We start from the raw sequence: 23,759 nt of genomic DNA, 5'->3' as shown, positions 1-23,759 counted from the left end.
GAGCACCGGGGCGCATCGGCGCCCCGTTTCGTTTGGTACACCCGCGATGACGCCATCCCCGACGACCGTGCTGCCTGCCGAATGGGCACCCCAGAGCGCCGTGCAGCTCACCTGGCCGCGACCAGACGGTGATTTCGCCCGGCAGTTCGATGCGGTGGAGGCGTGCTTCATCGCCATCGCTGTGGCGATCACGCGCTTCGAGCCGCTGATCATCGCCTGCGGCGAGGACGCGCAGTCCCTGCGTCGCCGTCTCGTCGATGCCGGCGTACCACCGCAGCGCCTGCGCTTGGAGTGCGTGCCCGCCAACGACGTCTGGGCCCGTGACCACGGTCCGATCACGGTCTTTCGCAATGGCAGCCCCGTCCATCTCGATTTCGTCTTCAATGGCTGGGGCAACAAGTTCGAGGCCCATCTGGACAACCAGATCACCCGATGTCTGGCCGCACGCGGCGCGCTCAGTGCGCCGGTAGAATCCGTGGACTTCGTTCTCGAGGGAGGCGCGATCGAGTCGGACGGGCACGGCACCTTGCTGACCACGGAACGCTGCCTGCTCGCGCCGACCCGCAATCCCCAATTCGACAAAACCCAGATCGAAGAAAAGCTCAAGAATTGGTTTGGTCTTGAGCGCGTACTGTGGCTGCGGCATGGGGATTTGATCGGCGACGACACCGACGGCCACATCGACACACTCGCGCGTTTCTGCGATGCACGCACGATTGCCTATCAAGCCTGCGAGGATCGCAGCGATGCGCATTACGAAACGCTCAAGGCGATGGAGGCGGAGCTGCGCGCGCTGCGGACACGCGACGGCGCACCCTACCGCCTGGTGCCGCTGCCGCTGCCCGATCCGATCTTCGATACCGATGGCCGCCGCCTCCCCGCCGGCTATCCGAATTTCCTGATCATCAACGGCGCGGTGCTGGTGCCGACCTACGCCGATGCACACGATGCCATCGCCCTGGAGCGCCTGCGCGGCTGTTTTCCGCAGCGCGAGATCATCGGCATTGATTGCCGGCCGCTGATTCAGCAGTATGGCAGCCTGCACTGCGTGACCATGCAGATTCCCAGCGCGCCCGCATGAGCAAAATCCTTCGTGCCGGCATCGTGCAGCAGGCCTGCACCGACGATGCCCGAGCCAACCTGAAGACCTCCGAAACCGCCATCCGCGCAGCCGCGGCGCAGGGTGCGCAACTGGTGCTGCTGCAGGAGCTGCACACCAGCCTTTATTTCTGCCAGCACGAATCGACCGAGCTGTTCGACCTGGCCGAACCGATTCCAGGGCCTTCATCCGAATTCCTGGCCGCGCTTGCCTCGGAGCTGGGCGTGGTCATCGTGGGCAGTTTGTTCGAACGCCGTGCGCCAGGGCTTTATCACAACACCGCCGTGGTGTTCGACCGCGATGGCCGCATCGCCGGCACTTACCGCAAGATGCACATTCCGGACGATCCGGGCTACTACGAAAAGTTCTACTTCACCCCTGGCGATGCACCCATCGATGGCCGCGGCGGCTTCCAGCCCGTCAGAACCAGTCTGGGCACGCTCGGCGTGTTGGTGTGCTGGGACCAGTGGTATCCAGAGGCCGCGCGCCTGATGGCGCTCGCCGGCGCCGAACTGCTGCTCTATCCGACCGCAATCGGCTGGAATCCGCAGGACAGCGCCGAGGAACGCGCGCGCCAGCGTGATGCCTGGATCACGATCCAGCGTGCGCACGCCGTCGCCAATGGCCTGCCAGTGCTGGTCGCCAATCGTGTTGGCTTCGAGGCAGATCCCACCGGACAGTGGCCGGGCGCGCAGTTCTGGGGGCACAGCTTCGCCGCGGGGCCGCAGGGCGAAATCCTCGCCGCCGCCGGCGAGGATCCGGCTCTGCTCGTCGTCGACCTCGATCTTGCCCGCAGCGAGAACGTGCGCCGCTGGTGGCCGTTCCTGCGTGACCGCCGCATCGACGCCTACGGCGATCTGCTCAAACGCTACCGCGACTAACCCCCGCTGCCGCGCGCGCCGGTATCATTGCAGCGCGCACCCGGCACCGGAGATTGGCCATGCATCGGATCACTGCCATCGCTGCGTTACTCGCAAGCACCGTCGTGCACGCCGAAGCCGCACGCGTCGATCAATTCAAGTGGCTGGCCGGCTGCTGGGGCTTTGACACCGACAACGGCCGCTACGAGGAAATGTGGAGCGCCCCGACCGGCAACAACATTGTCGGTGTGTCGCGCCGCATCGCCGACGGCTTTACCCGCGAATTCGAATTCATGCGCATCGTCACCAGCGGCGGCGGCTTCGACTACATCGCGCTGCCGCAAGGCGAAAACGAAGTCCGCTTCAACAGCATCGTCGCCGACGGCACGCGCGCGGTCTTCGAAAACCCCGACAACGCCTTTCCCTCGCGCATCAGTTACGAATTCGTGCCTCCGGATGCCCTCAATGCCCGCATCGAGGGTCAATCCAACGGTCAGACCATGCGCCTGAACTTCCCGATGAAACGCCGGCCCTGTCCGTGATTTCCCATCTTCTCGCTAAGACCAATCATGCATAACGAAGAACTGCAGCTGTTCCGCGACACCGTCATCCGCTTCCTCAAAGCGCATGTCGAACCCCATTACGAGCAGTGGGAGAAAGACGGCATCCTGCCCAAGGATCTCTACCGGGCCATGGGGGACGCAGGCCTGCTGTGCGTCGATCAGCCGGAGGAATACGGCGGCATGGGCGCACCGTTTGCATTCTCCTGCGTGGTCGTCGAAGAAGCCGCGCGCATGGGCTTTCTGGCGCTGGCCTCCAATCTCACCGTGCATTCCGACATCGTCGCGCCTTACATCCTGCACCTGGGAACCGAGGAGCAGAAGCGCAAGTATCTGCCACGCATGGCCCGCGGCGAGTGCATCGGGGCGATCGGCATGACCGAGCCGGGAGCGGGGTCCGACCTGCAAGGCATCAAGACCACGGCCATTGCCGATGGCGACTATTACATCATCAACGGCTCCAAGACCTTCATCACCAACGGCCAGAACGCGGGCGTGATTGTGCTTGCGACCAAAACCGACCCCAAGGCCGGCGCCAAGGGCACGACCCTGTTCACCGTCGACACCACCCTGCCGGGCTGCAAGCGCGGCCGCAATCTGGAGAAAGCCGGTTTGCAGGCGGCGGACACCTCCGAGCTGTTCTTCGACAACGTGCGCGTGCACAAAAGCGAGGTGCTGGGCCGTATCGGCGGCGGCTTTGGCCATCTGATCGACGAGCTGCCGCGCGAACGCCTGGTGCTCGCGGTATCCGCGGTCGGCCACGCCCAGGGCGCGCTCGAGAAAACGATCGAATACGTGACCCAGCGCAAGGCCTTCGGCCAGCCGATCGCGAGTTTCCAGAATACCCGCTTCGTGCTCGCGAGCTGCAAGACGGACATCGAGGTGCACCGCGCCTTCGTCGAGAAATGCACGGCGCAATACGCGCAGGGCACGCTCGACGTGCCGACCGCCGCAATGGTCAAGCTCGCGACCACCGAAATGGAAGGCCGCGTCACCGATGCCTGCCTGCAGCTGTTCGGGGGCTATGGGTACATGACCGAATACCCGATCTCCCGTTACTGGGCGGATGCGCGCATCCAGCGCATTTACGGCGGAACCTCCGAAATCATGAAGGAGGTCATCGCGCGCTCGCTGGTCGGGCGCTGAGAACCGCCGCCGGACACCGGTCATCGCCTCCGCGATCCGGCCGACGACGACATCATCACAGCCATGCGCCTGCCTCCGCTCAATGCCTTGCGTGCCTTCGAAGCAGCGGCCCGTCACTTGAGCGTGCAAAAAGCCGCGCAAGAGCTGTTTGTCACACCGGCGGCCGTCAGTCAGCAGATCAAGCTGCTGGAGGAAAGGCTTGGGGTGGAGCTGTTCCGCCGCCTGCCGCGTCGTCTGGAGCTGACGCCCGCCGGCGCCGAGCTGCTGCCACGCCTGACCCAGGCCTTTCGCGAGCTGGAAGCGGCCATCGACCGGATCGAGGCGCGCAAGCGCGAAAGCCGCAACCGGCTGGTGATCGGCGCACCGCAGGCGCTTGGATCGAACTGGCTGCTGCCGCGGCTGGGGGAGTTCCAGGCCCGCTACCCGGACTTAGAACTCCAGCTCGCGACACGGCCGACGATGTCCGATGCGGTGCTGCGCGCCTCGGATCGGCCCGACGACTTGTTCCAGGGCTGCGACATCGCAATCCGGTTCGGCGACGGCCATTACCCGGGCTACTCGGTACACAAGTTGTTCTCGCTGTATTCGACGCCGATGTGTAACCCGGCGCTGATCGACAGCCGTCATCCGCTGCGCGAACCACGCGACCTGCGCCATCACACGCTGCTACACGTGCGCAACGATGTCGCCCAGATGGACATCGGCTGGCCGGGCTGGCGCGACTGGTTCAAGGCTGCCGGCATCGAGGACATCGAGATCCGGCGCGGCCCCGTGTTCAACCAGATCTCGCTCGCGATCGAGGCGGCGGCCGACCGCATGGGCGTCGTGCTCGGCGTACCGGTGCTGGCGGCGCGCGAACTCAGCCGCGGCCGGTTGACGATGCCGTTTTCGCTGAGCCTGACGATGAGCGCCTCGTATTACGTCGTCCACGCCCTGCAAGCGGCGCCGGAAGTGCAGGCCTTCCGCGACTGGCTGCTCGCCGAAGCCCAGGCCGAGGTCTGGGCCCGTCCGCTCGGGGGGCTGGAACCGCTGCGCTGGATTCCGCTGTAGTCCTCCCCCGGCCGGGCACGACCCGGTGTGCGGCCTACGGCCCGCTGTCTGCCGCAGCGTCTGCGTCTTTCTTGCCACCTGGCGCATCCGGGAGCGGCCGCCCCAGGTGCTTGAGCTCGGGTGGCAACGCCCATTCGGAGAGGTCGTAGCCGGCCTGTTTCATCGCGTCCGCGAGCTTCTCCAACTGCACGCGATGGCCGCGCGTGGCCGCCTGCGTGCCGGGCCGCGCGATCAGCACGGTGAACTGCTCAAAAACCCGGCCCCGATCGGTGATCACGTTCTGCGACCCGGCCTTCGACTGCGCCCACTTGCGCACCTGCAAAAACTCCTGGGTCGATACGACGAAGGCGCCGCCGCCGTCGATGATCACCTGGGTCAGATCGCCCTGGCGGACAACCCGCGCGCGCTTGAAGGCAGAGTCGTAGAGGCTGACGGTACCGGCCACGGTATTGCTCCGCTGGCAGAGAGGACGGCTTACTCGAATTCCATACCGCCGGCGCCCTTGCGCACGGAAAAACCGGCGTTCTGCAAGTCGTCGAAGATCTGCCGGGCGTGCGCCTCGTCCTGGGCCTCGACCAGCACTTCGAGCGTCGCATTCTTGGCATGACCGCGGTGCAGACGCTCGTGGTGCACCTGCACGATGTTGCCGCCGGATTCGCCGATGCGGCCGGCCACGCGCGCGAGAAAACCCGGCTGGTCTTCGATGTCGATCGACAGCGAGATCAGGCGCTGCTCGTGGACGAGCTGGCGCAACAGCACCGAGGCCAGCAGCCGCGTGTCGATGTTGCCGCCGGTGAGCACCAGTCCGACCCTGCGCCCGGCAAAGCGCACCGGATCGCTGAGCAGTGCGGCCAGTCCGACCGCACCGGCGCCTTCGACGATGACTTTCTCGATCCCCGCGAGCAGGCCGATCGCGCGCTCGATCGCCGGCTCCTCGACGCGGATCAGTTCGGCGACATGACTGCGGATGATTTCGATGGTGAGCCGGCCGATGTTCTTGACGGCAATGCCCTCGGCGATGGTCTGCCCCCCTTTGACTGCCGAGGCCTCGTTATGAATCGCCGCGTAGGCGGAGGCGTAGCCGGCCGATTCGACACCGATGATCCGCAGCCTGGGATGCTGGGCATGCGCGGCGATCGCCATGCCGGAGATCAATCCGCCGCCACCGATCGGCACGACGAGGGTATCGAGTGCCGGCACCTGCTCCAGCATCTCCAGCGCCACCGTGCCTTGCCCGGCGATGACGAGAGGATCGTCGTAAGGATGGACGAGGGTCATGCCGCGCTTGGCGATCAGCTCCGATTCGAGGAAAACCTGCGCATCAGCAAGCGTTTCGCCGTGCAGGATCACCTCGCCGCCCAGTTCACGGGTGTTGCGCACCTTGGTGAACGGGGTATTGCGCGGCATCACGATGACGCTTTTGATCCCCAGATTCGCCGCGTGGTAGGCCACTCCTTGCGCGTGATTGCCGGCCGACATCGTCGCAACCCCCACGGCGCGTTCGGCATCGGCAAGGCTGGCGAGCTTGTTGAGCGCGCCGCGTTCCTTGAACGAGGCGGTGAACTGGAAGTTTTCGAACTTCAGCCAGATTTCGGCGCCGGTGATCTGCGACAGCACCCGCGAGTGTGTACACGGCGTGCGCACGACCCTTCCGGCGATCGTCACCGCCGCACGGCGGACATCATCGAAGGTCACGCCCATCATGGTTTCTTCGATTCGCGTGTGCGCACGGCGCTGACCGCGCCGCCGGTGAAGGTCACGTGTAGCTGGGTGCCATCATCGAGCGTATAGCGCCAGGTCTCGCGTTCGGTCTTGCCGCCGCGGCTCTTGGTCACGACATCGGGCTCGCCGTGCAGACGGCGCACGTCATCTGGCTTCATGCCTTCGACCACGGTGCGGGTCATGCGTCCGTGGCGGATGCGCTCCTCGGCAGCCTTGCGCGCCGTATAGTCCTTGACCCAGGCGGCGTCGGCGGCATCGCGCGCCTTGCGCCGGGCCGCGCTTTTCTTATCCGAGTCGCCCAGCAGATCCGGGTGTGGCTCGGCCGGCACGATGATCGGCGCACGCAACTCAACCGGTTCGGCCTGCGCGTCACAGGGGCGATCTGTGAAGCGGACATGGCCCTTGTCCTCGCACCGATAGATCTCGGCCGGTGCCGCAGGGGCAGCAAGCAGCATCGTCACGACCCCGACGGCAGCAAGACGCAGCGGTGCACAGGCACAGAGCATGCGCACATTATGGGTTCTGCCGGCACCGGGCGCATGGGGGGATTTTTCGGTCGTCGGAGCGTGGCGATCCGGTAGAATGGCGCGCCGCACGTCGCCCCGCTTTCCCGACGGATTCCGCAACTCCCATGTCCCAGTACGTCTACACCATGAACCGGGTCGGCAAGACCGTGCCGCCCAAGAAAGAAATCCTGCGCGACATCTCCCTGTCGTTCTTCCCGGGCGCCAAGATCGGCGTGCTCGGCTACAACGGTGCCGGCAAATCGACGCTGCTGCGCATCATGGCCGGGGTGGACAAGGATTATCACGGCGAGGCCCGGCCGATGCCGGGCATCAAGATCGGCTACCTGCCGCAGGAGCCGCAGCTCGATCCGAGCAAGGACGTGCGCGGCAATGTGATGGAAGCGCTGGCGCACATCGCCGAGGCGCAGGCCGAACTGGAGAAAATCTATGCCGCCTACGCCGAGCCGGACGCCGATTTCGAGAAGCTCTCCGCGCGCCAGCAGGAGCTGGAGGCCATCCTGCACGCAGGCCACGGCGAGAGTCTGGAGGTGATGCTCGACAAGGCCGCCGAAGCGCTCAATCTGCCGCCGTGGGACGCGGACGTCACCAAGCTCTCCGGCGGCGAGCGCCGCCGTGTCGCCCTGTGCCGGCTGCTACTGTCCAAACCGGACATGCTGCTGCTCGATGAGCCGACCAACCATCTGGACGCCGAGTCGGTGGCCTGGCTGGAGAAATACCTCAAGGACTTTCCCGGCACGATCATCGCCGTCACCCACGACCGCTATTTCCTCGACAACGTCGCCGGCTGGATCCTCGAACTCGACCGCGGCCACGGCATCCCCTGGCAGGGCAATTATTCATCCTGGCTGGAACAGAAAGAGCGGCGCCTTGCGCAGGAACAAAAAGCCGAGGATGCCCACCTCAAAGCCATGAAGGAAGAGCTCGAGTGGGTGCGCAAGAACCCCAAGGGCCGTCAGGCCAAATCGAAAGCCCGTATCAAGGCGTTCGAGGAACTGGCATCGACTGAATTCCAGAAACGCGCAGAGACCAAGGAACTATACATCCCGCCCGGCCCGCGCCTGGGCGACAAGGTGATCGAGGTGCGCGACCTCAAAAAGCAATACGGTGATCGCGTGCTTTACGAAGGCGTGAGCTTCACCGTCCCGCGCGGCGCCATCGTCGGCATCATCGGCGCCAATGGCCGCGGCAAGACGACACTATTCCGCATGCTGCTCGGCCACGAAAAACCCGATGCCGGCGAGATCATCATCGGCGAGACCGTGAAGTTCGCCTATGTCGATCAGTCGCGCGATCTGCTCAATGGCGAAAAAACCGTGTTCCAGGAAATCGCCAACGGCCAGGACATCATTCGCGCCGGCAGCTACGAAATGCCCAGCCGCGCCTACATCGGGCGCTTCAACTTCAAGGGCGAAGCCCAGAACAAGCGCATCAAGGAACTGTCCGGCGGCGAGCGCAACCGCGTGCATCTGGCCAAGCTGCTGATGTCCGGTGGCAACGTGCTATTGCTCGACGAACCGACCAACGATCTCGACGTCGAAACCCTGCGCGCACTGGAAGAAGCCTTGCTCGACTTCGCCGGCTGCGTGTTGGTGATCTCGCACGACCGCTGGTTCCTCGATCGCATCGCCACGCACATTCTCGCCTTCGAAGATTCCGGGGAAGTGGTCTGGCACGAGGGCAACTACCGCGATTACGAGGAGGATTTCCGCAGACGCACCGGCTGCGAACCGGGTGTCAACCGCCGCGCCCGGCACAAGAAGCTGGCGTAGCCCGTAACGCCCCGATGTCGCGTGCACAATCCTTGCCGCGGATTCGCATGGGTCAACCCAACCTCCCGTGAAGAACGATGCACCGCGCATCGCCCGCCTTTATGGGCGGCCAGATTTTTTATCGATTCCTGACCGGATGAGCCCTGGAGCGACCGATCCGGTGTGACGATCGCTGCCCGCCCAGCATCGCGGTCGGGATTCGGCTACGCTGCGCGTCCGTCCGTTTCCTGCTTGGGCCATGATTTCTTCCGACGGCACGATCTACGCCTATCGCTGGCGTCACCGCGATCTGCAGCCGATCCTCTATCCCCAGCACGTCGCGCTCGACCAGCTCCTCGGCATCGACCGGCAAAAGCAAGCCTTGCTCGACAATACGCAATGCTTCGTCGAAGGCCGGCCGGCCAATCACGCACTGCTCACCGGCGCCCGCGGCACCGGCAAGTCCTCGCTGGTCAAGGCGATGCTCGGGGTCTTCGCAGACCGCGGCTTGCGTCTCGTCGAGGTCCATCCGCACGATTTGACCGACTTGCCGGAAATCGTCGCCCCGCTGCGCGGCAAGCGCGAGCGCTTCATTCTCTATGTGGATGATTTCTCCGTCGCCGCGAACGATCCCGCGCTGACCGAGCTCAAGACCGCACTCGACGGCGGCGTCGAGGAACCGCCGGACAACGTGCTGATCTACGCAACCTCCAACCGCCGCCACCTGATCCCCGAGCTGCGCCGCGAGAACGACGAGTACCACTGGATCGACGGTGAGCTGCATCCAGGCGAATCGACCGAAGAGAAAATCTCGCTGTCGGAACGCTTCGGCCTGTGGCTGTCGTTCCAGCCATTCGACCAGGAACGCTACCTGGAGCTGGTCCGCCTGCATCTACGGATCCTGGGATACCCGCAATGGACCGAAGAGACCGAAAAATCGGCGCTGCGCTGGGCATTGGAACGGGCGTCGCGCAGCGGCCGCGTGGCCAGCCAGTTCGCCCGCCACTGGGCCGGGCGCTGCGCTAAAGCGGCCCTATAATCCCCCTATGAAACCTGCGGATTTCGTTGCCGTTCTGCGCGGCTGCGCGCCCTATGTACACGCCCACAACGGGCGTGTTTTCGTCATCGCCTTCGGCGGCGAGGCGGCAGAGCGCGCGGATTTCGACCAGTTGATCTACGACATCGCGCTGCTGCACAGCCTGGGCGTCAAGCTCGTGCTCGTGCACGGCGTGCGCCCGCAGATCGACGCGCGGCTCAAAGCACGCGGGCTCGAACGGCGTTTCGTCGACGGCGTGCGCGTCACCGACCGCGCCACGCTCGAATGCGTCAAGGAAGCCGCGGGCGCGCTGCGCATGGATATCGAAGCGCGGCTATCCACCTCGCTGGCCTCCAGCCCGATGGGAGGGGCGCGCATCCGTGTCGCATCCGGCAACTGGCTCATCGCACGGCCACTCGGTGTGCGCAACGGTGTCGATCATCAATTCACCGGCGAGGTGCGCCGCATCGACGTCGATACGATCCGCCAGGTTTTGGATCAGGATCGCATCGCCCTGCTCTCGCCGATCGGCTATTCACCAACCGGCGAGATCTTCAATCTGCGTGCCGAGGATGTCGCCACCGCTGCAGCCATTGCGCTGGGTGCCGACAAGCTCGTGTTCGTCACACCCACCAACCCGGATCAATGGCGGCTTGCCAAAGACGCGGGGGACGCCGGCCAGCTCTCGCAAGCCGAAGGCGAACGCCTGCTCGCCGACGACGCACGGCTGACCGAACTCGACCGCACCTATCTCAAAGCCGCGCTCGCCGCCACCCGCGGCGGGGTCAAGCGCGTGCATCTCGTCGGCCACGACGACGGCGCCCTGCTGCGCGAACTGTACACGCGCGACGGCGTCGGCCTGATGCTGTACGCCGATCCGGACTACGAAGCGACGCGTGATGCGACGATCGAGGACGTCGGCGGCGTGCTCGCGCTGATCCAGCCCCTCGAACAGCAGGGCATCCTGGTGCCGCGCTCGCGCGAGCAACTGGAACTCGACATCACACACTTCAACGTCATCGTGCGCGATGGTCTGGTGATTGCCTGTGCAGCGCTTTTTCCATTCCCGCAGAACCAGATGGGTGAACTGGCCTGCGTCGCCGTGCATCCCGACTATCGGCGCGCCGGGCGCGCAGCCGCCCTGCTCAAGCGCATCGAGGCCAAGGCGCGCCAGCTCGGACTCAAGCAACTGTTCAGCCTCACCACCCACACCCCGCACTGGTTCATCGAACACGGCTTTCGCAAAACGACCGTCGAAGCCCTGCCGGTACAAAAGCAGCGCATCTACAACTACCAGCGCAATTCGCTGGTGCTGATCAAGGATTTGTAGGACCGCGATGAGTCTGAACGACGCGTTGAAACAACGCTCGCTGGCGCATGTCTGGCATCCGTGCACGCAGATGCGCGACCATGCCGGCGCCAACCCCGAGCTGCCGTTGATCCCGATCCGCTCGGCCGAGGGCGTCTGGCTCACCGATTTCGACGGCCGCCGTTATCTCGACGCAATCAGTTCCTGGTGGACCAATATCTTCGGCCATCGCCATCCGGCCATCGTCGCGGCACTCAAGCAACAGCTCGACACACTCGACCACGTGCTGCTCGCCGGCTTCACGCACGAACCGGCAGTGGAGCTCGCCGAGCGCCTGGTCAAGCTCGCCCCGCCGGGCTTGACCCGCTGCTTTTACGCCGACAATGGCTCATCGGCGATCGAAGTCGCGCTGAAGATGTCGTTCCATTACTGGCGCAACAGCGGGTGCACGCGCAAGACGCGCTTCATCGCCCTGACCAACAGCTACCACGGCGAGACGCTGGGAGCCCTGGCGATGGGCGGGCCGAGCATTTACCGCGACACCTACGCGCCGCTGCTGCTGCAGCCGATCTACGTACCCTCACCCGACTGTTACGAACGTGCACCCGGCCAGAGCTGGGAGGACTACACGCGTCAGCGCTTTCGGCTGATGGAAGAAACCCTGGCGCGTCATGCCGACGAGGTCTGTGCGGTGATCATCGAGCCGCTGGTGCAGTGCGCTGGCGGCATGCGCATGTACCACCCACTGTACCTGCGTCTGCTGCGCGAGGCGTGCACGCGCCACCGCGTGCATCTGATTGCCGACGAAATCGCCGTCGGCTTCGGCCGCACCGGACGGATGTGGGGCTGCGACTGGGCACCCCCGGATCCACGCGCAACCGATGCCCAGCCGGGGATCACTCCGGACTTCATGTGCATCTCCAAGGGTCTGACCGGCGGCACCTTGCCGCTTGCGGCGACGCTCACGCGTGACGAGATCTACGACGCTTTCTACGCCGATTACCGCGAGGGCAAGGCCTTTTTGCACTCGCATTCCTATACCGGCAATCCGATCGCCTGCCGCGCGGCGCTGGCGACGCTCGACCTGTTCGAATCCGAACAGCCGCTGGCCCAAAACCGCCTGCTCGCCGAGCTCATGTGGCGTCAGACCGCGGAGCTGCGCGCGCTCGCACATGTCGCCGAGGTGCGCCAGCAGGGCATGATTCTGGCGATCGAAATGGCACGCAACGCCCGCAGCAAGGAACCCTATCCCGCCAGCGAACGGCGCGGGCTGCGCGCTTACCGCCACGCGCTGAGCGCGCATCCGGATTTCGGCGTCCTGCTGCGCCCGCTCGGCAACGTCATTTATTTCATGCCGCCTTACGTGATCACCCCGCGCGAGATCGAGCAGCTCTGCACGATCGCGCTCGCGGCGGTCCGCGAGGCGACGCGGGACTGACTCCAGATCGGCCCGATGCCCGATGCGGATTCCCTCACCACCGGCAGCGGGTAGACGTGCATGACACGGATTTATTTCGAGACACCGCTTGCCGAGGGCACACAGCTGGCACTGCCCGAATCGGCGTTCCGTCATCTCGTCCAGGTGCTGCGCATGCGCCAAGGCGATGCCTTCATCGCTTTCGACGGCCGTGGCGGGGAGTACGAGGCCGTGCTCGTCGAGGTGTCCAAGCGCGCCGCCACGGCGCAGGTACGCGCGCATCGCGCCATCGAACGCGAGTCACCGCTTGATCTGGCGCTCGCCCAGTGCATCTGCAAGGGCGAGCGCATGGATTACAGCCTGCAGAAAGCCGTCGAACTGGGCGTGCGCCGCATCGTGCCGCTGGTGTCCGGCCGCAGTGTCGTGCGCCTCGACGAGGAGCGCTGGGCGCGCAAGCTGGCGCATTGGCGCGGAGTGATCGTGGCCGCCTGCGAACAATCCGGCCGCACGCGCCTACCCCATCTGGAGCCGGTGCAACTGCTCGCACAATGGCTGGATGAGAACCGCGCCTGCGGTGAACGTCTGATGCTCGATCCGCAGGGCCGGTACGGTTTGCGCGCGCTGGCGCGGCCGAATGGTCCCGTCACCCTGCTGGTAGGCCCCGAAGGCGGGCTCGGCAGTGATGAGCTCGCGCACGCGCGACGCAGCGGCTTCCTCGGCATCCGCATCGGCCCGCGCGTGCTGCGCACGGAAACCGCCGGTGTCGCGGCCTTGGCGGCCTTGCAGGCACTGTGGGGCGACTGGGATTGACGTCCCTTCCGCACCTGCAATCAAGCCGCGCGCATATCGGCCGCAGGCTGCGCGATGCTGGCCATGGCGGCGGTGACGGTCACCGCGATGCCGTTGAGCGCCGCATTGCCGGAGAGTCGGTCGAAATACCGATCATCGGTGAGGTCGTTGACGCTCTGTCCCGGATGGGCCTGGGCGATGCGCTGCTGCACACCCGGGCGGGCGTGACCCCAGCCATGCGGCAGCGACACCACGCCAGGCATGATGTCCTCGGTGGCCTGTACATCGACCTCGAGACTGCCGACCCGTGAGCGCACACAGACGCGCTGGCCATCGACCAACCCCCGCGCGGCGAGATCAGCCGGGTGCATAAGCAACTGGTGCCGCGGCTTGCCTTTGACGAGGCGCTGCACGTTGTGCATCCACGAGTTGTTGCTGCGCACATGGCGACGGCCGATCAACCACAGTTCGCCCGCACCCGGCGCCTGGTGCTCCTGCCCGGCGAGCAGGCCGTCATAGCGCGTGATCTCATCGACGAGCACTGTGTTCAGGCAGCGGATGCGCCGGTCTTTTCCGTACAGCCGCTGCGGCAGCACCGACTGCAAGGGCCCAAGGTCGATGCCATGCGGCGCGGCCTTGAGCCGCGCCAGCGACAGACGATGTTCCGAACGTTTGCCGTACGGTCCACTGCGCAGCGCCAGATCGAGCAGGCGGTGCGGCGGCATCCGCGCCATCAGCTCGTCACGAACCCGCGCCTTGAGCCGGTGCAGCAGCGGCTTGTCCGCACCGGGAGCCAGACGTGCGCGCAGGCGCCGGCCCAGGCGGGCAAAAATCTCCCAGTCGTGGAGCTGACCCTCCGGCTTGGGGAAGACTGCCGGGTTGTAGCGGGCCGTGTTCCGCACCGCCAGGTGGTGAAACACGATGTCATAGTGGTCGTGCTCCAGCGGACCGGTCGGCGGCAGGATGTAATGCGCAAAACGCGTCGTCTCGTTGCGGTAGTAGTCGATGCTGACCATGAATTCGAGCATCGACAACGCCTGCTCGAGCTGGCGGCCGTTGGGGGTGGACAGCACCGGATTGCCGGCGATCGTCACCAGCGCTTTCACCTGCCCCGGACCCGGCGTCAGGATTTCCTCGGCCAAGGTACAAACCGGCAGTTCGCCGCCAAACTCCGGCAAGCCGCGTACGCGGGAGCTCCAGGCGCCATAGTGGCCGGGCTTGCTCATCGGCCCTTCGACCAGATCCATCGCCGGACGGGCAAACATCATGCCGCCGGGACGGTCGAGATTGCCGGTGGCGATGTTGAGCATCGCCAGTGCCCACTGGCACAGCGTGCCGTGGGCCTGCGTGGAGACACCCATGCGACCGTAAGCGGCTGCGGCCTCGCTCGTGGCGAATTCGTGGGCGATGCGGCGGATATCGGCCGCGGCGATGCCGGAGATCACCGCCGCGCGTTCTGGCGTGAATGGCCGTACCTGCTCCGCCACGGCATCGAGCCCGTCGGTGAACGCGGCAAGCCGACCGGGCCGGGCGAGGCCATCCCGGAAAATCGTGTTGAGCATCGCCAGCAGCACGGCGGCATCGGCGCCGGGGCGGATGAAGTGATGCTCATCGGCCACGTGCGCCGTCTCGGTCCGCCGCGGATCGATCAGCACAAGCTTGCCACCGCGCGCCTGCAGCGCCTGCAAACGCCGCCGGAAATCCGGCACCGTCCACAGGCTGCCATTGGACGCCATCGGATTGGCACCGAACATCAGGATGTAGCGGCTGCGGTCGATGTCGGGCACGGGTAGCAGAAGCTGATGTCCATACAGCCAGTACGCAACCAGCTGATGCGGCAGCTGGTCCACCGAGGTCGCCGAGTAACGGTTGCGCGTGCGCAGCAAACCGAGAAAAGCGTTGCTGTGGGTCAGCGTGCCCCAGTTGTGCACACTGGGATTGCCGAGATACGCCGCGATGCTGTTGGCCCCATGTGCGCGGTGGATCGCGGCGAGGCGGTCGGCGATGTCGTCCAAAGCCTCGTCCCAGCCGACTTCCACCCAGCGTTCGCCGATCCGCTTCTGCGGCCGGCGCAGACGGTCCGGGTCTTCGTGTAGATCCTGCAGCGCGACCGCCTTGGGACAGAGATGACCACGCGACAGCGGATCGGCCTCATCGCCGCGGATCGAGACGATACGCCCATCGCGGACTCTGATCTCCAAACCGCAGATAGCCTCGCACAAATGACATGCCCGGTAGTGGATGTGCTCGCCCATGTCCGCCGTTCTCCTGGCCGTGACCCGTCGGCCGATCATACGCCCGGATCATCGGCAAAACCGATTACCATGGGCATCATCGTGCCCCGGAGACCGTCATGCTGATCACCAACGCCCATATCATCAACGAAGAACACGAGACCGCAGCCGACATCCTGATCAAAAACGGCCGCATCGAGAAAATCGCCAAGCAGATCAGCGCGCCGGCGGGCACGGTCGTGTACGACGCCAAGGGCCAGTGGCTGCTGCCGGGCCTGATCGACGATCAAGTGCACTTCCGGGAGCCGGGGCTCACCCACAAGGGCGATCTCTACACCGAATCGCGCGCCGCCGTCGCCGGCGGCGTGACGACTTACTTCGACATGCCCAACAACAAGCCGGCGATCACGACGCGCGCCCTGCTCGCCGAAAAATATGCCGCGGCGCAGGGCCGCAGCTTTGCCAACTATGCGTTCTACTTCGGCGCCGCCAACGATAACCTCGAAGAAATCGCCGCTTTGCAGCGTGACGAAGCCTGCGCGCTAAAGGTCTTCATGGGTGCTTCGACCGGCAACATGCTCGTCGACGACCCCAAGGTACTCGAAGGCATTTTCAGACGCTGCCCGCTGATGGTCGTCACCCACTGCGAGGATACCCCGACGATCAAGCTCAACGAGGAAGCCGCGCGCGCGAAATACGGCGAGGACGTTCCCGCATGGGAACATCCCAACATCCGCTCGGTCGAGGCCTGCTACAAATCCACCGAGCTGGCCGTGAGTCTGGCCAAGAAACATGGCACCCAGCTGCACGTGCTGCATCTGACCACCGCACGCGAACTGGCGTTCTTCACTGCCGGACCAATGGCCGGCAAGCAGATCACCGTCGAAGCCTGCGTGCACCACCTGGCGATGGATGCGCGCGACTACGCGGCGCTGGGCAACCTGATCAAGTGCAATCCCGCGATCAAGACGCCGGAAGACCGCAAGGCCTTGCTGCGGGCGGTGATGCAGGACCGCATCGACATCATCGCCACCGACCACGCTCCGCACACCGCCGAAGAAAAGGCGCAGTCTTACTTCAAGGCTCCGTCTGGCCTGCCACTGGTGCAACACTCGCTGCTGATGCTGATCGACCTGGTCAAAAAAGGCGAGCTGAACATGCGCACCGTCGTCCATAAAGCCTGCCATGCACCGGCGGACCGCTTCGGCGTCAAAGACCGCGGCTATGTGCGCGAGGGTTACTGGGCTGATCTGGTGCTCGTCGACCCGCACGGCCAGACCCACGTCCACCCGTCCAACATCTTGTACAAATGCGGCTGGTCGCCGCTGGAAGGACGCACACTGCCGGCGCGCATCGTCGCCACCTGGGTCAACGGCGAGCTCGCCTACGAAAACGGAACCGTCCACCCGCAGCCCAGGGGTCAGCGCGTACGGTTTGTCTGATGGGGACGGCCGCCGCGCGGAAGGGGTGGCAGGGTCTTTTCCCGGATCCGCCGCTCATCCGGCCGCAACGCCGCGCCGTCGCCCGGCCTCTGGTTTGGACGGGATTCACCGCCGATAGTGGAGACAGGTATTGCGCCGGAGCGGCCCATGACCTGCCCTGCCCCAGCTTTCACTCATGGATCCGACAGGATCGACCATCACGATGCCTTGCCGATCGCGGCCGCGGACGACCACGGGGTCGCGATCCAAGGGCCCGACGGCAGCCTCGTCGAACTGGATTGGGACACGCTGCGTTGCGAAGCCTCCCGCCCGGCTCCGTTTGCGAGCCTTTTCCGCGACCTGCTGATCCGCGCCGAAACCTGCCTGCGCGGCGTCTGACGCGGTGCGCCGCGGCGATCGCCAGACCCACCCCGGCGCTGCCGCAAGGGGCGTTCAAACGTAGCGCCAGCGCTGACCGTCTTTCGTATCCTCGACGAGCACCCCACGCGCCTTGAGCGCATCGCGGATGCGGTCGGATTCAGCCCACTGCTTGTTGCGGCGTGCCGCGGCGCGCTGTGCGAGCCAATCCTCGATCTCCTCGATCGACGGACGATCCTCCACCTGCGGTGCCCACGCAAACCAGTCGTTCGGGGACTGCTGCAGCAAACCCAACAGCCAGCCGGCATCGAGGAGCTGTGCCTTCAGGCGCGCCTTGTCCTCGGGATGCTCGGCCTTGTTTGCCGCGCGCGCGAGCTCGAACAGCTCGGCCAAAGCCATCGGCGTGTTGAGATCGTCCTCGAGCGCCTGAATGAACGAAGAGGGGGCCGTCACACCGGGCGCCGGCGCGATCTCCGCAAGGTCGCGCAGCGCACCGTAGAGCCGGTCCAGCTTCTTGCGCGCCTCAGTGACGAGCTCGTCGGTCCAGTCCACCGGCTGGCGGTAATGTGCGGTCAGCAGAACCAGGCGGATCGCCTCGCCCGGCAGAGTCTTGAGCAACTCGTGCACCAGCAGCACGTTGCCAAGCGACTTGGACATTTTCTGCTGGCCGACGTTGAGAAAACCGTTGTGCAGCCAGTAACGCGCAAAGGTCTTGCCCCCGTGCGCACAGGTGGACTGGGCGATCTCGTTCTCGTGGTGCGGAAAGATCAGATCGTGCCCGCCACCGTGGATGTCGATGGTCTCCCCGAGCAGCGCCTCGGCCATCGCCGAGCATTCGATGTGCCAGCCCGGACGGCCGCGCCCCCAGGGTGAATCCCAGCCGGGCTGATCGTCGGTCGAAGGCTTCCACAGCACGAAATCGCCGGGATGCTTTTTGTAGGGCGCCACTTCGACACGCGCGCCGGCCATCAGCGCCTGCCCGTCGCGACCGGACAGCCGTCCATACTCCGGGAAGCTGGGGGTGTGGAACAGGACATGGCCTTGCGCGACATAGGCATGACCGGATGCAATCAGCCGCTCGATCATCGACACGATTTGCGGTAGATGCTCGGTCACACGCGGAGAGAAATCCGGTGGCAGCACGCCCAGAGCCGCCATGTCCTCCTGATAAATCGCGGCGTAGCGATCCGTGATCACACGGATGTCCACACCTTCCTTGGCGGCGGCGGCATTGATCTTGTCGTCGATGTCGGTGATGTTGCGGACATAGATCACGCCGGGATAGCGCCTGCGCAGAAGGCGAGCCAGCACGTCGAAAACAACCGCCGGACGCGCATTGCCGATGTGCGCGTAGCTGTAGACGGTCGGCCCGCAGACATACATCGTCACCCGCTGGGGGTCGAGCGGAACGAAGACTTCCTTACGGCCGGAGAGCGTGTTGTGCAGCTGCATGAGGGTTGAGAGGGCGAAAACCGGTGAAGAATAGCGCAGCATGTCGCCATCTGCCGCAGCTCCCCGAACACGTAACGGAAGAACCCTGGCGCAGACTGTGGTCAAATGCGCCAGATTCCATCACCGCTGATCATGGCCGACGCAACCCACCGACCCCGGCACCACACCTCGCGTGGCTTTCGCAACAACCATCCCACCGACGCGCATGGCGGGCTGGATCTGCTGCGCTGGCTGCCGGGCTTTCTGCTCAAGCCTTACCGCAAGCTGCACTTTTCGGTGCGGCCGCCGCCGGTCGAGCAGTTGCGCGCCAATCGCACGCAGGACACCCTGACCTGGATCGGCCATTCCACTTTCCTGCTCCAGCTATCTGGCCGCAACCTGGTCACCGACCCGCATTTCAGCGAGCGCGCCTCGCCGCTCGCTTTCGCCGGTCCGCGGCGGCTTGCCCCACCGGCACTGCGGGCTGAGGATCTGCCGCCGCTGCATATCGCCCTGGTCTCGCACAATCATTACGATCACCTCGACGAACCGAGCGTGCGCAGGCTCGCGCGCCTCCATCCGGATCTGACCTTCGTCGTCCCGCTTGGTCTCGGGCGGTGGTTTGCACGTCGGCGGATCGCGCGCGTCGTCGAACTCGACTGGTGGCAACATGCGGACATCGCCGGCTTGCGCGTCCACGCCGTCCCTGCGCAGCATTTCTCCGGCCGCGGACTGCGCGACCGCGACGCCACGCTCTGGTGCGGGTTCGTCGTCGAAACCCCGACCCGGCGTGTCTATTTCGCCGGTGATACCGGCTACTGTCCGGATTTCGCCGAGATCGGCGCCCGTTTCGCACCGATCGACTTATCCCTGCTGCCGATCGGCGCCTATGAACCCCGCTGGTTCATGCGCTACATGCATGCAAACCCCGAGGATGCGGTGAGAATCCACCGCGACGTCGGCAGCCAACTATCGGTGGCGATGCACTGGGGCACCTTCCGGCTGACCGAGGAACCGCTCGACGAACCGCCGCAGCGGCTGCGCCGTGCATTGGACGCCGCCGGCCTTCCACCGGAACGCTTTCAGGTGTTCCAGCATGGGGAATCGCGCGTGTTGTGGCCCTCCGCACACGCAACCGAAGATTCTCACGCCGCCTGCAGCAATTCCAGCGAATCGGCATAGGCATTCGCGAGCGGACCTGCGCCACCCAGATCGAAATCCGGTTCCAGATCTAACCGCGCATAGGCGCTGACCATCGCCGGATCGACCGCATGCCGCACCGGATCGCGCGCGCGCCGGATGCGCAGCACGGCGACCGCGACGACATCCGCATAATCCGGTGCCGCTTCATGCCGGCGTGTGAAGTCTGGCCAGGCCGCCGGCACCTCGACGAGCGCGTCCGGGAAATGCCAGGCCTGCAGCACCAGGCGACCGATGCGCGGCGATAGCGCCTCGACGACCTCGTCGAACACCTGCGGCGATGCCAGCGCCGCGGCGTGCGTCTCGGCCAGACGCAGAATCGGCAGCACGCCGACACGATGGACCAACCCGGCGAGCATCGCGACATCCGGCGGCAGCATCGTGCACTCGGCGGCGATCGCGCGCGACAGTGCGGCGACTTCGACGCTCTCGCGCCAGCAGCGCGTCAGGCGGTCCGCGAGCAGCGGATGGGGGGCCCGGTACATCTGCTCGAGCGCGAGCCCATCGACCAGGATGCGGGTGTACGCAAACCCCAACCGCATCACCGCCTGCTGCACGTTCTCGACCCTGGTCCCTGTGCGCAAGGCCGCGCTGTTGGCGATGCGCACGAGCCGTACCGCGATGGCCGGATCGCGCTGGATCTCGGCCGCGAGCCGGCTACTGCTCACATTTTCATCCTGTAACAGTTGCCGCAGACGCAGCGCCACTTCGGGTGGTGTCGGCAGCGTCAGCCGGTCGTGGGTCAGGGCGTCGACGACGATGCGGTAAAAGCGGTCCTCGATGGGCACGGTGGTTTAGGGCCAAGGGTTTGGCCCGATAGCGACCGCACGCGGCACGCACCGCAGTACTACCGCGCCAGACGCCGCGAGCAATCCGACGGACGGTCAGGCCGCGAGCGCCAGCGCCGCCGGCCGGTACTCGTGCTCGACGTGGCGCAGGACACGACCGAAGCGCTCACGCCCATACGCCGCGGTATAAGCGCCATCGCGCCAGGCCATGCGTCCGCCGATCATCACGTGCGTGACCACGCCCTCCGGCCGGTTGACCAGCTGGTGATGGGAGAAAACCTCGCGCCAGATGTAGCGCACGGCCGCCTCCGGATCGTAGCGGCGCAGCGCCTGCGGATCGATCACCACGATGTCCGCCTGCGCGCCGACGCGCAGCACTCCGACATCCAGACCAAAAAACTCGGCGGGCTCCTGCGTCAGCCGGTGCACGGCATGGGCGACGCGTGCAAGGCCGTCTTCCTGCGCCAGTTTGAGCGTACGCAGATTGCCGTCATAGAACGCCATGTTGGTCAGATGCGCGCCGCTGTCGTTGAAGCCCGGCAGCAGCAGCGGGTGGAACAGCAAGGCCTTGGTCAGCTCGGGATCGCGGTTGGCGGTGACGGTCCACCAGCGCAGATCGGTGTCGTAGCGCCGCAGCAGGTGCAGAAAGAAATCGCAATCGTCAGCGATCGGGCGCGGAAAGCTCGCAAACGCCTCGGCCTCGGCGGCGCTGCGCGCACCGTGGCCGCTGCGCTGCCATTCGACGAGCCGGTCGAACACCGCCTGCATGGTCTCGCCGCTCCAGTCCGGAACCGGACAGCTATCGATGGTCATGTCGCGCAAATCGCGTGTCAGCACGTTATCGTCCAGCCGCAGCCAGCGTTTGAGTCGGGCCAGACCAAAGCCGCGCTTGCCTTTCATCCACATGCGGCGGAAATCGGCGACCCACTGCGGGTCGTTCATGATCCGTGCACGGCCGGCGCGGTCTTCGAGATCGCATTCGTTGAGCCGGCGCAGCTCCGGCACTTCCTCGGCAATCGGCGTGACGACACCGTCGCTCCAGATCTTGAACGGTGCCGACAGCGCCTGGAAACGGAACAGACCGCGCACCAGGCGCGAGTTCAGCAGCCGTGAGAGGAACAGACCGAGCCGCACGATGGAGCGGTTGGTGGTGACGTCGATCGCCGCCACCGCCGTGGTCTTGAGCGTGCGCCCGTAGAGGCGGCCGGAGGTGAGCAGAAAATTGCGGAACACCGCGAGCTTGTCGTCCTTGGGCGGCGTCGCCTGCCAGACCCGGCCCCAGCGCCGCACGACCGCGGTCAGGCGTTTGAGCTCGGCAAACGACGCGAACTGCGTCGGAATCTGCTTGTGCGTGTTCGGCGCGTTGGCGAGAAAATGAAACGGCAGCGCATCGGTGGAAAATCCGATGTATCCCTCACGCATGCCCTGCTCGACGAGCGCTTCCATGCGCGCAAGCTCGGCTTCGGTCGGATCGCGGCTGATGGAATCGCGCAGTCCCATCACTTCGATACGCAGCATCGAATGCGGAATCATCGGCGCGATGTTCGGCCCCAGCGGCAGGCGATCGAGGTGGTCGAGATATTCCGCCGACGTGGACCAGGTGACGCGGTCGGCCACCTTGCGCAACACCGGCTTGGGCACATTCTCGACACGCGCGAAGCAATCGACGATGGGATCGGCACCGTCGCGGCGCTGGGCGCCATAGGCCAGCCCCAGGCTGCAATTGGCCACCACGACCGTGGTCGTACCGTGGCGCACCGCCTCGGGCAGTTGCGGCTCGACCTCGACCTCCAGATCGAAATGGGTATGGATGTCGAGCAGACCCGGCATCAGCCAGCGCTGCCCGACCTCCACGACCTCGCGGGCATCTGCAGTCGGCAGATCCGGACCGATCGCCGCGATACGCCCTTGCGCCACCGCCACGTCCTGCACGCGCGGCGGCGCGCCGGTGCCATCGAACACCAATGCATTGCGAAACAGTACGTCCCAGCGCGGGCTACCCCCTTGCATGGTCGTCCTCCTGCGGCTTTTGACGCTGCGCATGATAGGCGCACTGACGATACCGACCGATGGGAAAAAAAACCCATGCGTGGCCCTGACACTAACGGGCAACGACCAGCACGACGCCAGAGAGTGCGACGACCACCCCGAGCACCTGGCGCAACCGAACCGGCTCTTTGAGGAACAGCGCCGCCAGCGGCAGGATGAACACCGCCGCCAGCTCGTTGAGCACCGCGGCGATCGAGGCCTGCGTGTACTTGTAACCGGCCAGCCACATCATCATCGACAGGTAAGTACCGACGATCGCCCCGGAGACGATGATCGGCCAGTGCCGCACCGCGCGGTAGTGCCGCCAAAGCCCTGCGAGCTGATGCCGGATGAGCGCGATCAGCAGCATGCCGGCGAACCCTGCGGCGACGCGCAGCACCACCACCCACAGAAAGCTGTGCTGCTCCAGCATCGGTTTGACGATGACCACTCCGAGTGCCATCAGAAATACCGACAGCACCGCCCAGGCCACCCCGATACGCAGGGCACGTGCGTCCGCTTGACTGCGATCGCGGCTCCAGGTGACGAGCACGATGCCGCCGAGCACGAGCGCGACGCCGACGAACTGCCAGACGCCGAGCCGCTCGCCCAGATAAACGAAGGACAGCAGAATCACCGATGGCGAGTACAGCGCCTGCGCCACCGCCATGCGGCTGGCGCCGATGGAATTGAGCGCGTGGAAATACAGCGTGTCGCCAGCCGCGATGCCGAGCAGGCCAGAGAGCAGGATCAAGGCCAGATGCACCGGCGGCAGCGCCGGCCACGCCATGCCCTCCACCACCCACAGCGTGCAGACGAACAGCGGCAGCACGATGGCATTCTTGACCAGATTGAGCGCAAACGGCGGCAGGTGCTCGCCGGATTTCTTGAACAAGACGACCGCGACCGCCCACGCCAGCGCGCAGCCGAGCGACAACCATTCTCCGATTCCCATGTTGGCCTTGCGTGCGCAGCGAACACCGCGGGCTCATCGAGCCTGGGGCAAGGGGGCGGCC

General features: G+C 65.5%; 21 protein-coding genes. 13 read left to right on the top strand and 8 right to left on the bottom strand.

All coding sequences use genetic code 11. The features are described from left to right. Positions 1-46: 46 nt before the first annotated feature. The 5 genes from BMZ48_RS04375 (at position 47) to gcvA (ending at position 4,715) form a co-directional block, all read left to right on the top strand. Entirely contained in the window at positions 47-1,081 is a 1,035-nt protein-coding gene (locus BMZ48_RS04375) for an agmatine deiminase family protein (protein WP_091532298.1), read from the top strand. Further along, a complete protein-coding gene (locus BMZ48_RS04370; protein WP_091532295.1) occupies positions 1,078-1,980 on the top strand; it encodes a carbon-nitrogen hydrolase in 903 nt (300 codons plus the stop codon). The genes BMZ48_RS04375 and BMZ48_RS04370 overlap by 4 nt, the downstream gene beginning before the upstream one ends. A gap of 59 nt (positions 1,981-2,039) precedes the next feature. Then, entirely contained in the window at positions 2,040-2,501 is a 462-nt protein-coding gene (locus tag BMZ48_RS04365) for a DUF6265 family protein (RefSeq protein WP_091532292.1), read from the top strand. A gap of 27 nt (positions 2,502-2,528) precedes the next feature. Then, positions 2,529-3,665, top strand: a complete 1,137-nt coding sequence (locus BMZ48_RS04360) for an acyl-CoA dehydrogenase family protein (protein WP_200769513.1) — start codon at positions 2,529-2,531, stop codon at positions 3,663-3,665. A 63-nt stretch (positions 3,666-3,728) separates the two neighbouring features. Then, complete coding sequence (gene gcvA / locus BMZ48_RS04355; RefSeq protein WP_091532287.1) at positions 3,729-4,715, top strand: transcriptional regulator GcvA; 987 nt, start codon at positions 3,729-3,731, stop codon at positions 4,713-4,715. A 34-nt stretch (positions 4,716-4,749) separates the two neighbouring features. On the opposite strand, the gene BMZ48_RS04350 is transcribed toward gcvA, so the two are convergent. The 3 genes from BMZ48_RS04350 to BMZ48_RS04340 are packed head-to-tail and all read right to left on the bottom strand — an operon-like array spanning position 4,750 to position 6,943. Next, the gene (locus tag BMZ48_RS04350; protein ID WP_091532285.1) at positions 4,750-5,160 is read right to left on the bottom strand and encodes a hypothetical protein; all 411 of its coding nucleotides are present in this window, start codon (positions 5,158-5,160) and stop codon (positions 4,750-4,752) included. 29 nt (positions 5,161-5,189) lie between these two features. Beyond that, positions 5,190-6,419 carry a threonine ammonia-lyase gene (locus tag BMZ48_RS04345; RefSeq protein ID WP_091532283.1) on the bottom strand — a complete coding sequence of 410 codons (1,230 nt, stop codon included), beginning with the start codon at positions 6,417-6,419 and terminating at the stop codon, positions 5,190-5,192. Beyond that, positions 6,416-6,943 (bottom strand): DUF4124 domain-containing protein, encoded by a 528-nt coding sequence (locus BMZ48_RS04340; RefSeq protein ID WP_091532280.1) that lies wholly within the window; start codon positions 6,941-6,943, stop codon positions 6,416-6,418. Before BMZ48_RS04340 ends, BMZ48_RS04345 begins: the two co-directional genes overlap by 4 nt. 125 nt (positions 6,944-7,068) lie before the next feature. On the opposite strand from BMZ48_RS04340, the gene ettA reads away from it, so the two are divergent. The 5 genes from ettA (at position 7,069) to BMZ48_RS04315 (ending at position 13,284) form a co-directional block, all read left to right on the top strand. Next, positions 7,069-8,733: an energy-dependent translational throttle protein EttA gene (gene ettA, locus BMZ48_RS04335; RefSeq protein WP_091532278.1), complete on the top strand. Its 1,665-nt coding sequence runs from the start codon at positions 7,069-7,071 to the stop codon at positions 8,731-8,733. A gap of 238 nt (positions 8,734-8,971) precedes the next feature. After that, positions 8,972-9,751: an ATP-binding protein gene (locus BMZ48_RS04330; protein ID WP_091532276.1), complete on the top strand. Its 780-nt coding sequence runs from the start codon at positions 8,972-8,974 to the stop codon at positions 9,749-9,751. 7 nt (positions 9,752-9,758) lie between these two features. After that, positions 9,759-11,078 carry an amino-acid N-acetyltransferase gene (gene argA, locus BMZ48_RS04325; protein ID WP_091532274.1) on the top strand — a complete coding sequence of 440 codons (1,320 nt, stop codon included), beginning with the start codon at positions 9,759-9,761 and terminating at the stop codon, positions 11,076-11,078. Positions 11,079-11,085: 7 nt separating this feature from the next. Continuing rightward, positions 11,086-12,495: an adenosylmethionine--8-amino-7-oxononanoate transaminase gene (locus BMZ48_RS04320; protein ID WP_091532272.1), complete on the top strand. Its 1,410-nt coding sequence runs from the start codon at positions 11,086-11,088 to the stop codon at positions 12,493-12,495. 60 nt (positions 12,496-12,555) lie between these two features. Continuing rightward, positions 12,556-13,284, top strand: coding sequence for a 16S rRNA (uracil(1498)-N(3))-methyltransferase (locus tag BMZ48_RS04315; protein ID WP_091532269.1), 729 nt, complete (start codon positions 12,556-12,558; stop codon positions 13,282-13,284). A gap of 20 nt (positions 13,285-13,304) precedes the next feature. Here BMZ48_RS04315 and BMZ48_RS04310 read toward each other — a convergent pair whose 3' ends face one another. Next, positions 13,305-15,518 carry a molybdopterin oxidoreductase family protein gene (locus BMZ48_RS04310; RefSeq protein WP_091532267.1) on the bottom strand — a complete coding sequence of 738 codons (2,214 nt, stop codon included), beginning with the start codon at positions 15,516-15,518 and terminating at the stop codon, positions 13,305-13,307. Positions 15,519-15,616: 98 nt separating this feature from the next. Between BMZ48_RS04310 and BMZ48_RS04305 the strand changes: the two genes are divergently transcribed. After that, on the top strand, positions 15,617-16,939 hold the full coding sequence (locus tag BMZ48_RS04305; RefSeq protein ID WP_091532264.1) for a dihydroorotase: 1,323 nt from the start codon (positions 15,617-15,619) through the stop codon (positions 16,937-16,939). Positions 16,940-17,086: 147 nt separating this feature from the next. After that, entirely contained in the window at positions 17,087-17,317 is a 231-nt protein-coding gene (locus BMZ48_RS12870; protein WP_143383627.1) for a hypothetical protein, read from the top strand. 54 nt (positions 17,318-17,371) lie between these two features. On the opposite strand, the gene cysS is transcribed toward BMZ48_RS12870, so the two are convergent. After that, a complete protein-coding gene (cysS, locus tag BMZ48_RS04300; RefSeq protein ID WP_234981516.1) occupies positions 17,372-18,790 on the bottom strand; it encodes a cysteine--tRNA ligase in 1,419 nt (472 codons plus the stop codon). 90 nt (positions 18,791-18,880) lie between these two features. Here cysS and BMZ48_RS04295 point away from each other — a divergent pair, with 90 nt between their 5' ends. Then, on the top strand, positions 18,881-19,909 hold the full coding sequence (locus tag BMZ48_RS04295) for an MBL fold metallo-hydrolase (RefSeq protein ID WP_091532262.1): 1,029 nt from the start codon (positions 18,881-18,883) through the stop codon (positions 19,907-19,909). Here the strand turns inward: BMZ48_RS04295 and BMZ48_RS04290 are convergent. From BMZ48_RS04290 to BMZ48_RS04280, 3 genes are all read right to left on the bottom strand, one after another. Next, complete coding sequence (locus BMZ48_RS04290; RefSeq protein WP_091532261.1) at positions 19,873-20,715, bottom strand: HDOD domain-containing protein; 843 nt, start codon at positions 20,713-20,715, stop codon at positions 19,873-19,875. The two genes, BMZ48_RS04295 and BMZ48_RS04290, sit on opposite strands and share 37 nt — an antisense overlap. 96 nt (positions 20,716-20,811) lie before the next feature. After that, a complete protein-coding gene (locus tag BMZ48_RS04285; protein ID WP_091532259.1) occupies positions 20,812-22,725 on the bottom strand; it encodes an N-acyl-D-amino-acid deacylase family protein in 1,914 nt (637 codons plus the stop codon). A gap of 91 nt (positions 22,726-22,816) precedes the next feature. Beyond that, positions 22,817-23,698, bottom strand: coding sequence for a DMT family transporter (locus tag BMZ48_RS04280; RefSeq protein WP_091532257.1), 882 nt, complete (start codon positions 23,696-23,698; stop codon positions 22,817-22,819). Positions 23,699-23,759: the final 61 nt, after the last annotated feature.

It is taken from the genome of Fontimonas thermophila (assembly GCF_900113085.1).
GTDB lineage: Bacteria > Pseudomonadota > Gammaproteobacteria > Nevskiales > Nevskiaceae > Solimonas > Solimonas thermophila.
The sequence above is the reverse complement of the archived record's forward strand: the minus strand, read 5'-3'. Positions and strand labels throughout refer to the sequence as shown.

What these genes read in the sequence shown, in the direction of transcription:
- BMZ48_RS04375 (WP_091532298.1), top strand. Translation starts at nt 47, where the DNA reads ATGACGCCATCCCCGACGACCGTGCTGCCTGCCGAATGGGCACCCCAG.
- BMZ48_RS04370 (WP_091532295.1), top strand. Translation starts at nt 1,078, where the DNA reads ATGAGCAAAATCCTTCGTGCCGGCATCGTGCAGCAGGCCTGCACCGAC.
- BMZ48_RS04365 (WP_091532292.1), top strand. Translation starts at nt 2,040, where the DNA reads ATGCATCGGATCACTGCCATCGCTGCGTTACTCGCAAGCACCGTCGTG.
- BMZ48_RS04360 (WP_200769513.1), top strand. Translation starts at nt 2,529, where the DNA reads ATGCATAACGAAGAACTGCAGCTGTTCCGCGACACCGTCATCCGCTTC.
- gcvA (WP_091532287.1), top strand. Translation starts at nt 3,729, where the DNA reads ATGCGCCTGCCTCCGCTCAATGCCTTGCGTGCCTTCGAAGCAGCGGCC.
- BMZ48_RS04345 (WP_091532283.1), bottom strand. Translation starts at nt 6,419, where the DNA reads ATGATGGGCGTGACCTTCGATGATGTCCGCCGTGCGGCGGTGACGATC.
- BMZ48_RS04340 (WP_091532280.1), bottom strand. Translation starts at nt 6,943, where the DNA reads ATGCTCTGTGCCTGTGCACCGCTGCGTCTTGCTGCCGTCGGGGTCGTG.
- ettA (WP_091532278.1), top strand. Translation starts at nt 7,069, where the DNA reads ATGTCCCAGTACGTCTACACCATGAACCGGGTCGGCAAGACCGTGCCG.
- BMZ48_RS04330 (WP_091532276.1), top strand. Translation starts at nt 8,972, where the DNA reads ATGATTTCTTCCGACGGCACGATCTACGCCTATCGCTGGCGTCACCGC.
- argA (WP_091532274.1), top strand. Translation starts at nt 9,759, where the DNA reads ATGAAACCTGCGGATTTCGTTGCCGTTCTGCGCGGCTGCGCGCCCTAT.
- BMZ48_RS04320 (WP_091532272.1), top strand. Translation starts at nt 11,086, where the DNA reads ATGAGTCTGAACGACGCGTTGAAACAACGCTCGCTGGCGCATGTCTGG.
- BMZ48_RS04315 (WP_091532269.1), top strand. Translation starts at nt 12,556, where the DNA reads ATGACACGGATTTATTTCGAGACACCGCTTGCCGAGGGCACACAGCTG.
- BMZ48_RS04310 (WP_091532267.1), bottom strand. Translation starts at nt 15,518, where the DNA reads ATGGGCGAGCACATCCACTACCGGGCATGTCATTTGTGCGAGGCTATC.
- BMZ48_RS04305 (WP_091532264.1), top strand. Translation starts at nt 15,617, where the DNA reads ATGCTGATCACCAACGCCCATATCATCAACGAAGAACACGAGACCGCA.
- BMZ48_RS12870 (WP_143383627.1), top strand. Translation starts at nt 17,087, where the DNA reads ATGACCTGCCCTGCCCCAGCTTTCACTCATGGATCCGACAGGATCGAC.
- cysS (WP_234981516.1), bottom strand. Translation starts at nt 18,790, where the DNA reads ATGCTGCGCTATTCTTCACCGGTTTTCGCCCTCTCAACCCTCATGCAG.
- BMZ48_RS04295 (WP_091532262.1), top strand. Translation starts at nt 18,881, where the DNA reads ATGGCCGACGCAACCCACCGACCCCGGCACCACACCTCGCGTGGCTTT.
- BMZ48_RS04285 (WP_091532259.1), bottom strand. Translation starts at nt 22,725, where the DNA reads ATGCAAGGGGGTAGCCCGCGCTGGGACGTACTGTTTCGCAATGCATTG.
- BMZ48_RS04280 (WP_091532257.1), bottom strand. Translation starts at nt 23,698, where the DNA reads ATGGGAATCGGAGAATGGTTGTCGCTCGGCTGCGCGCTGGCGTGGGCG.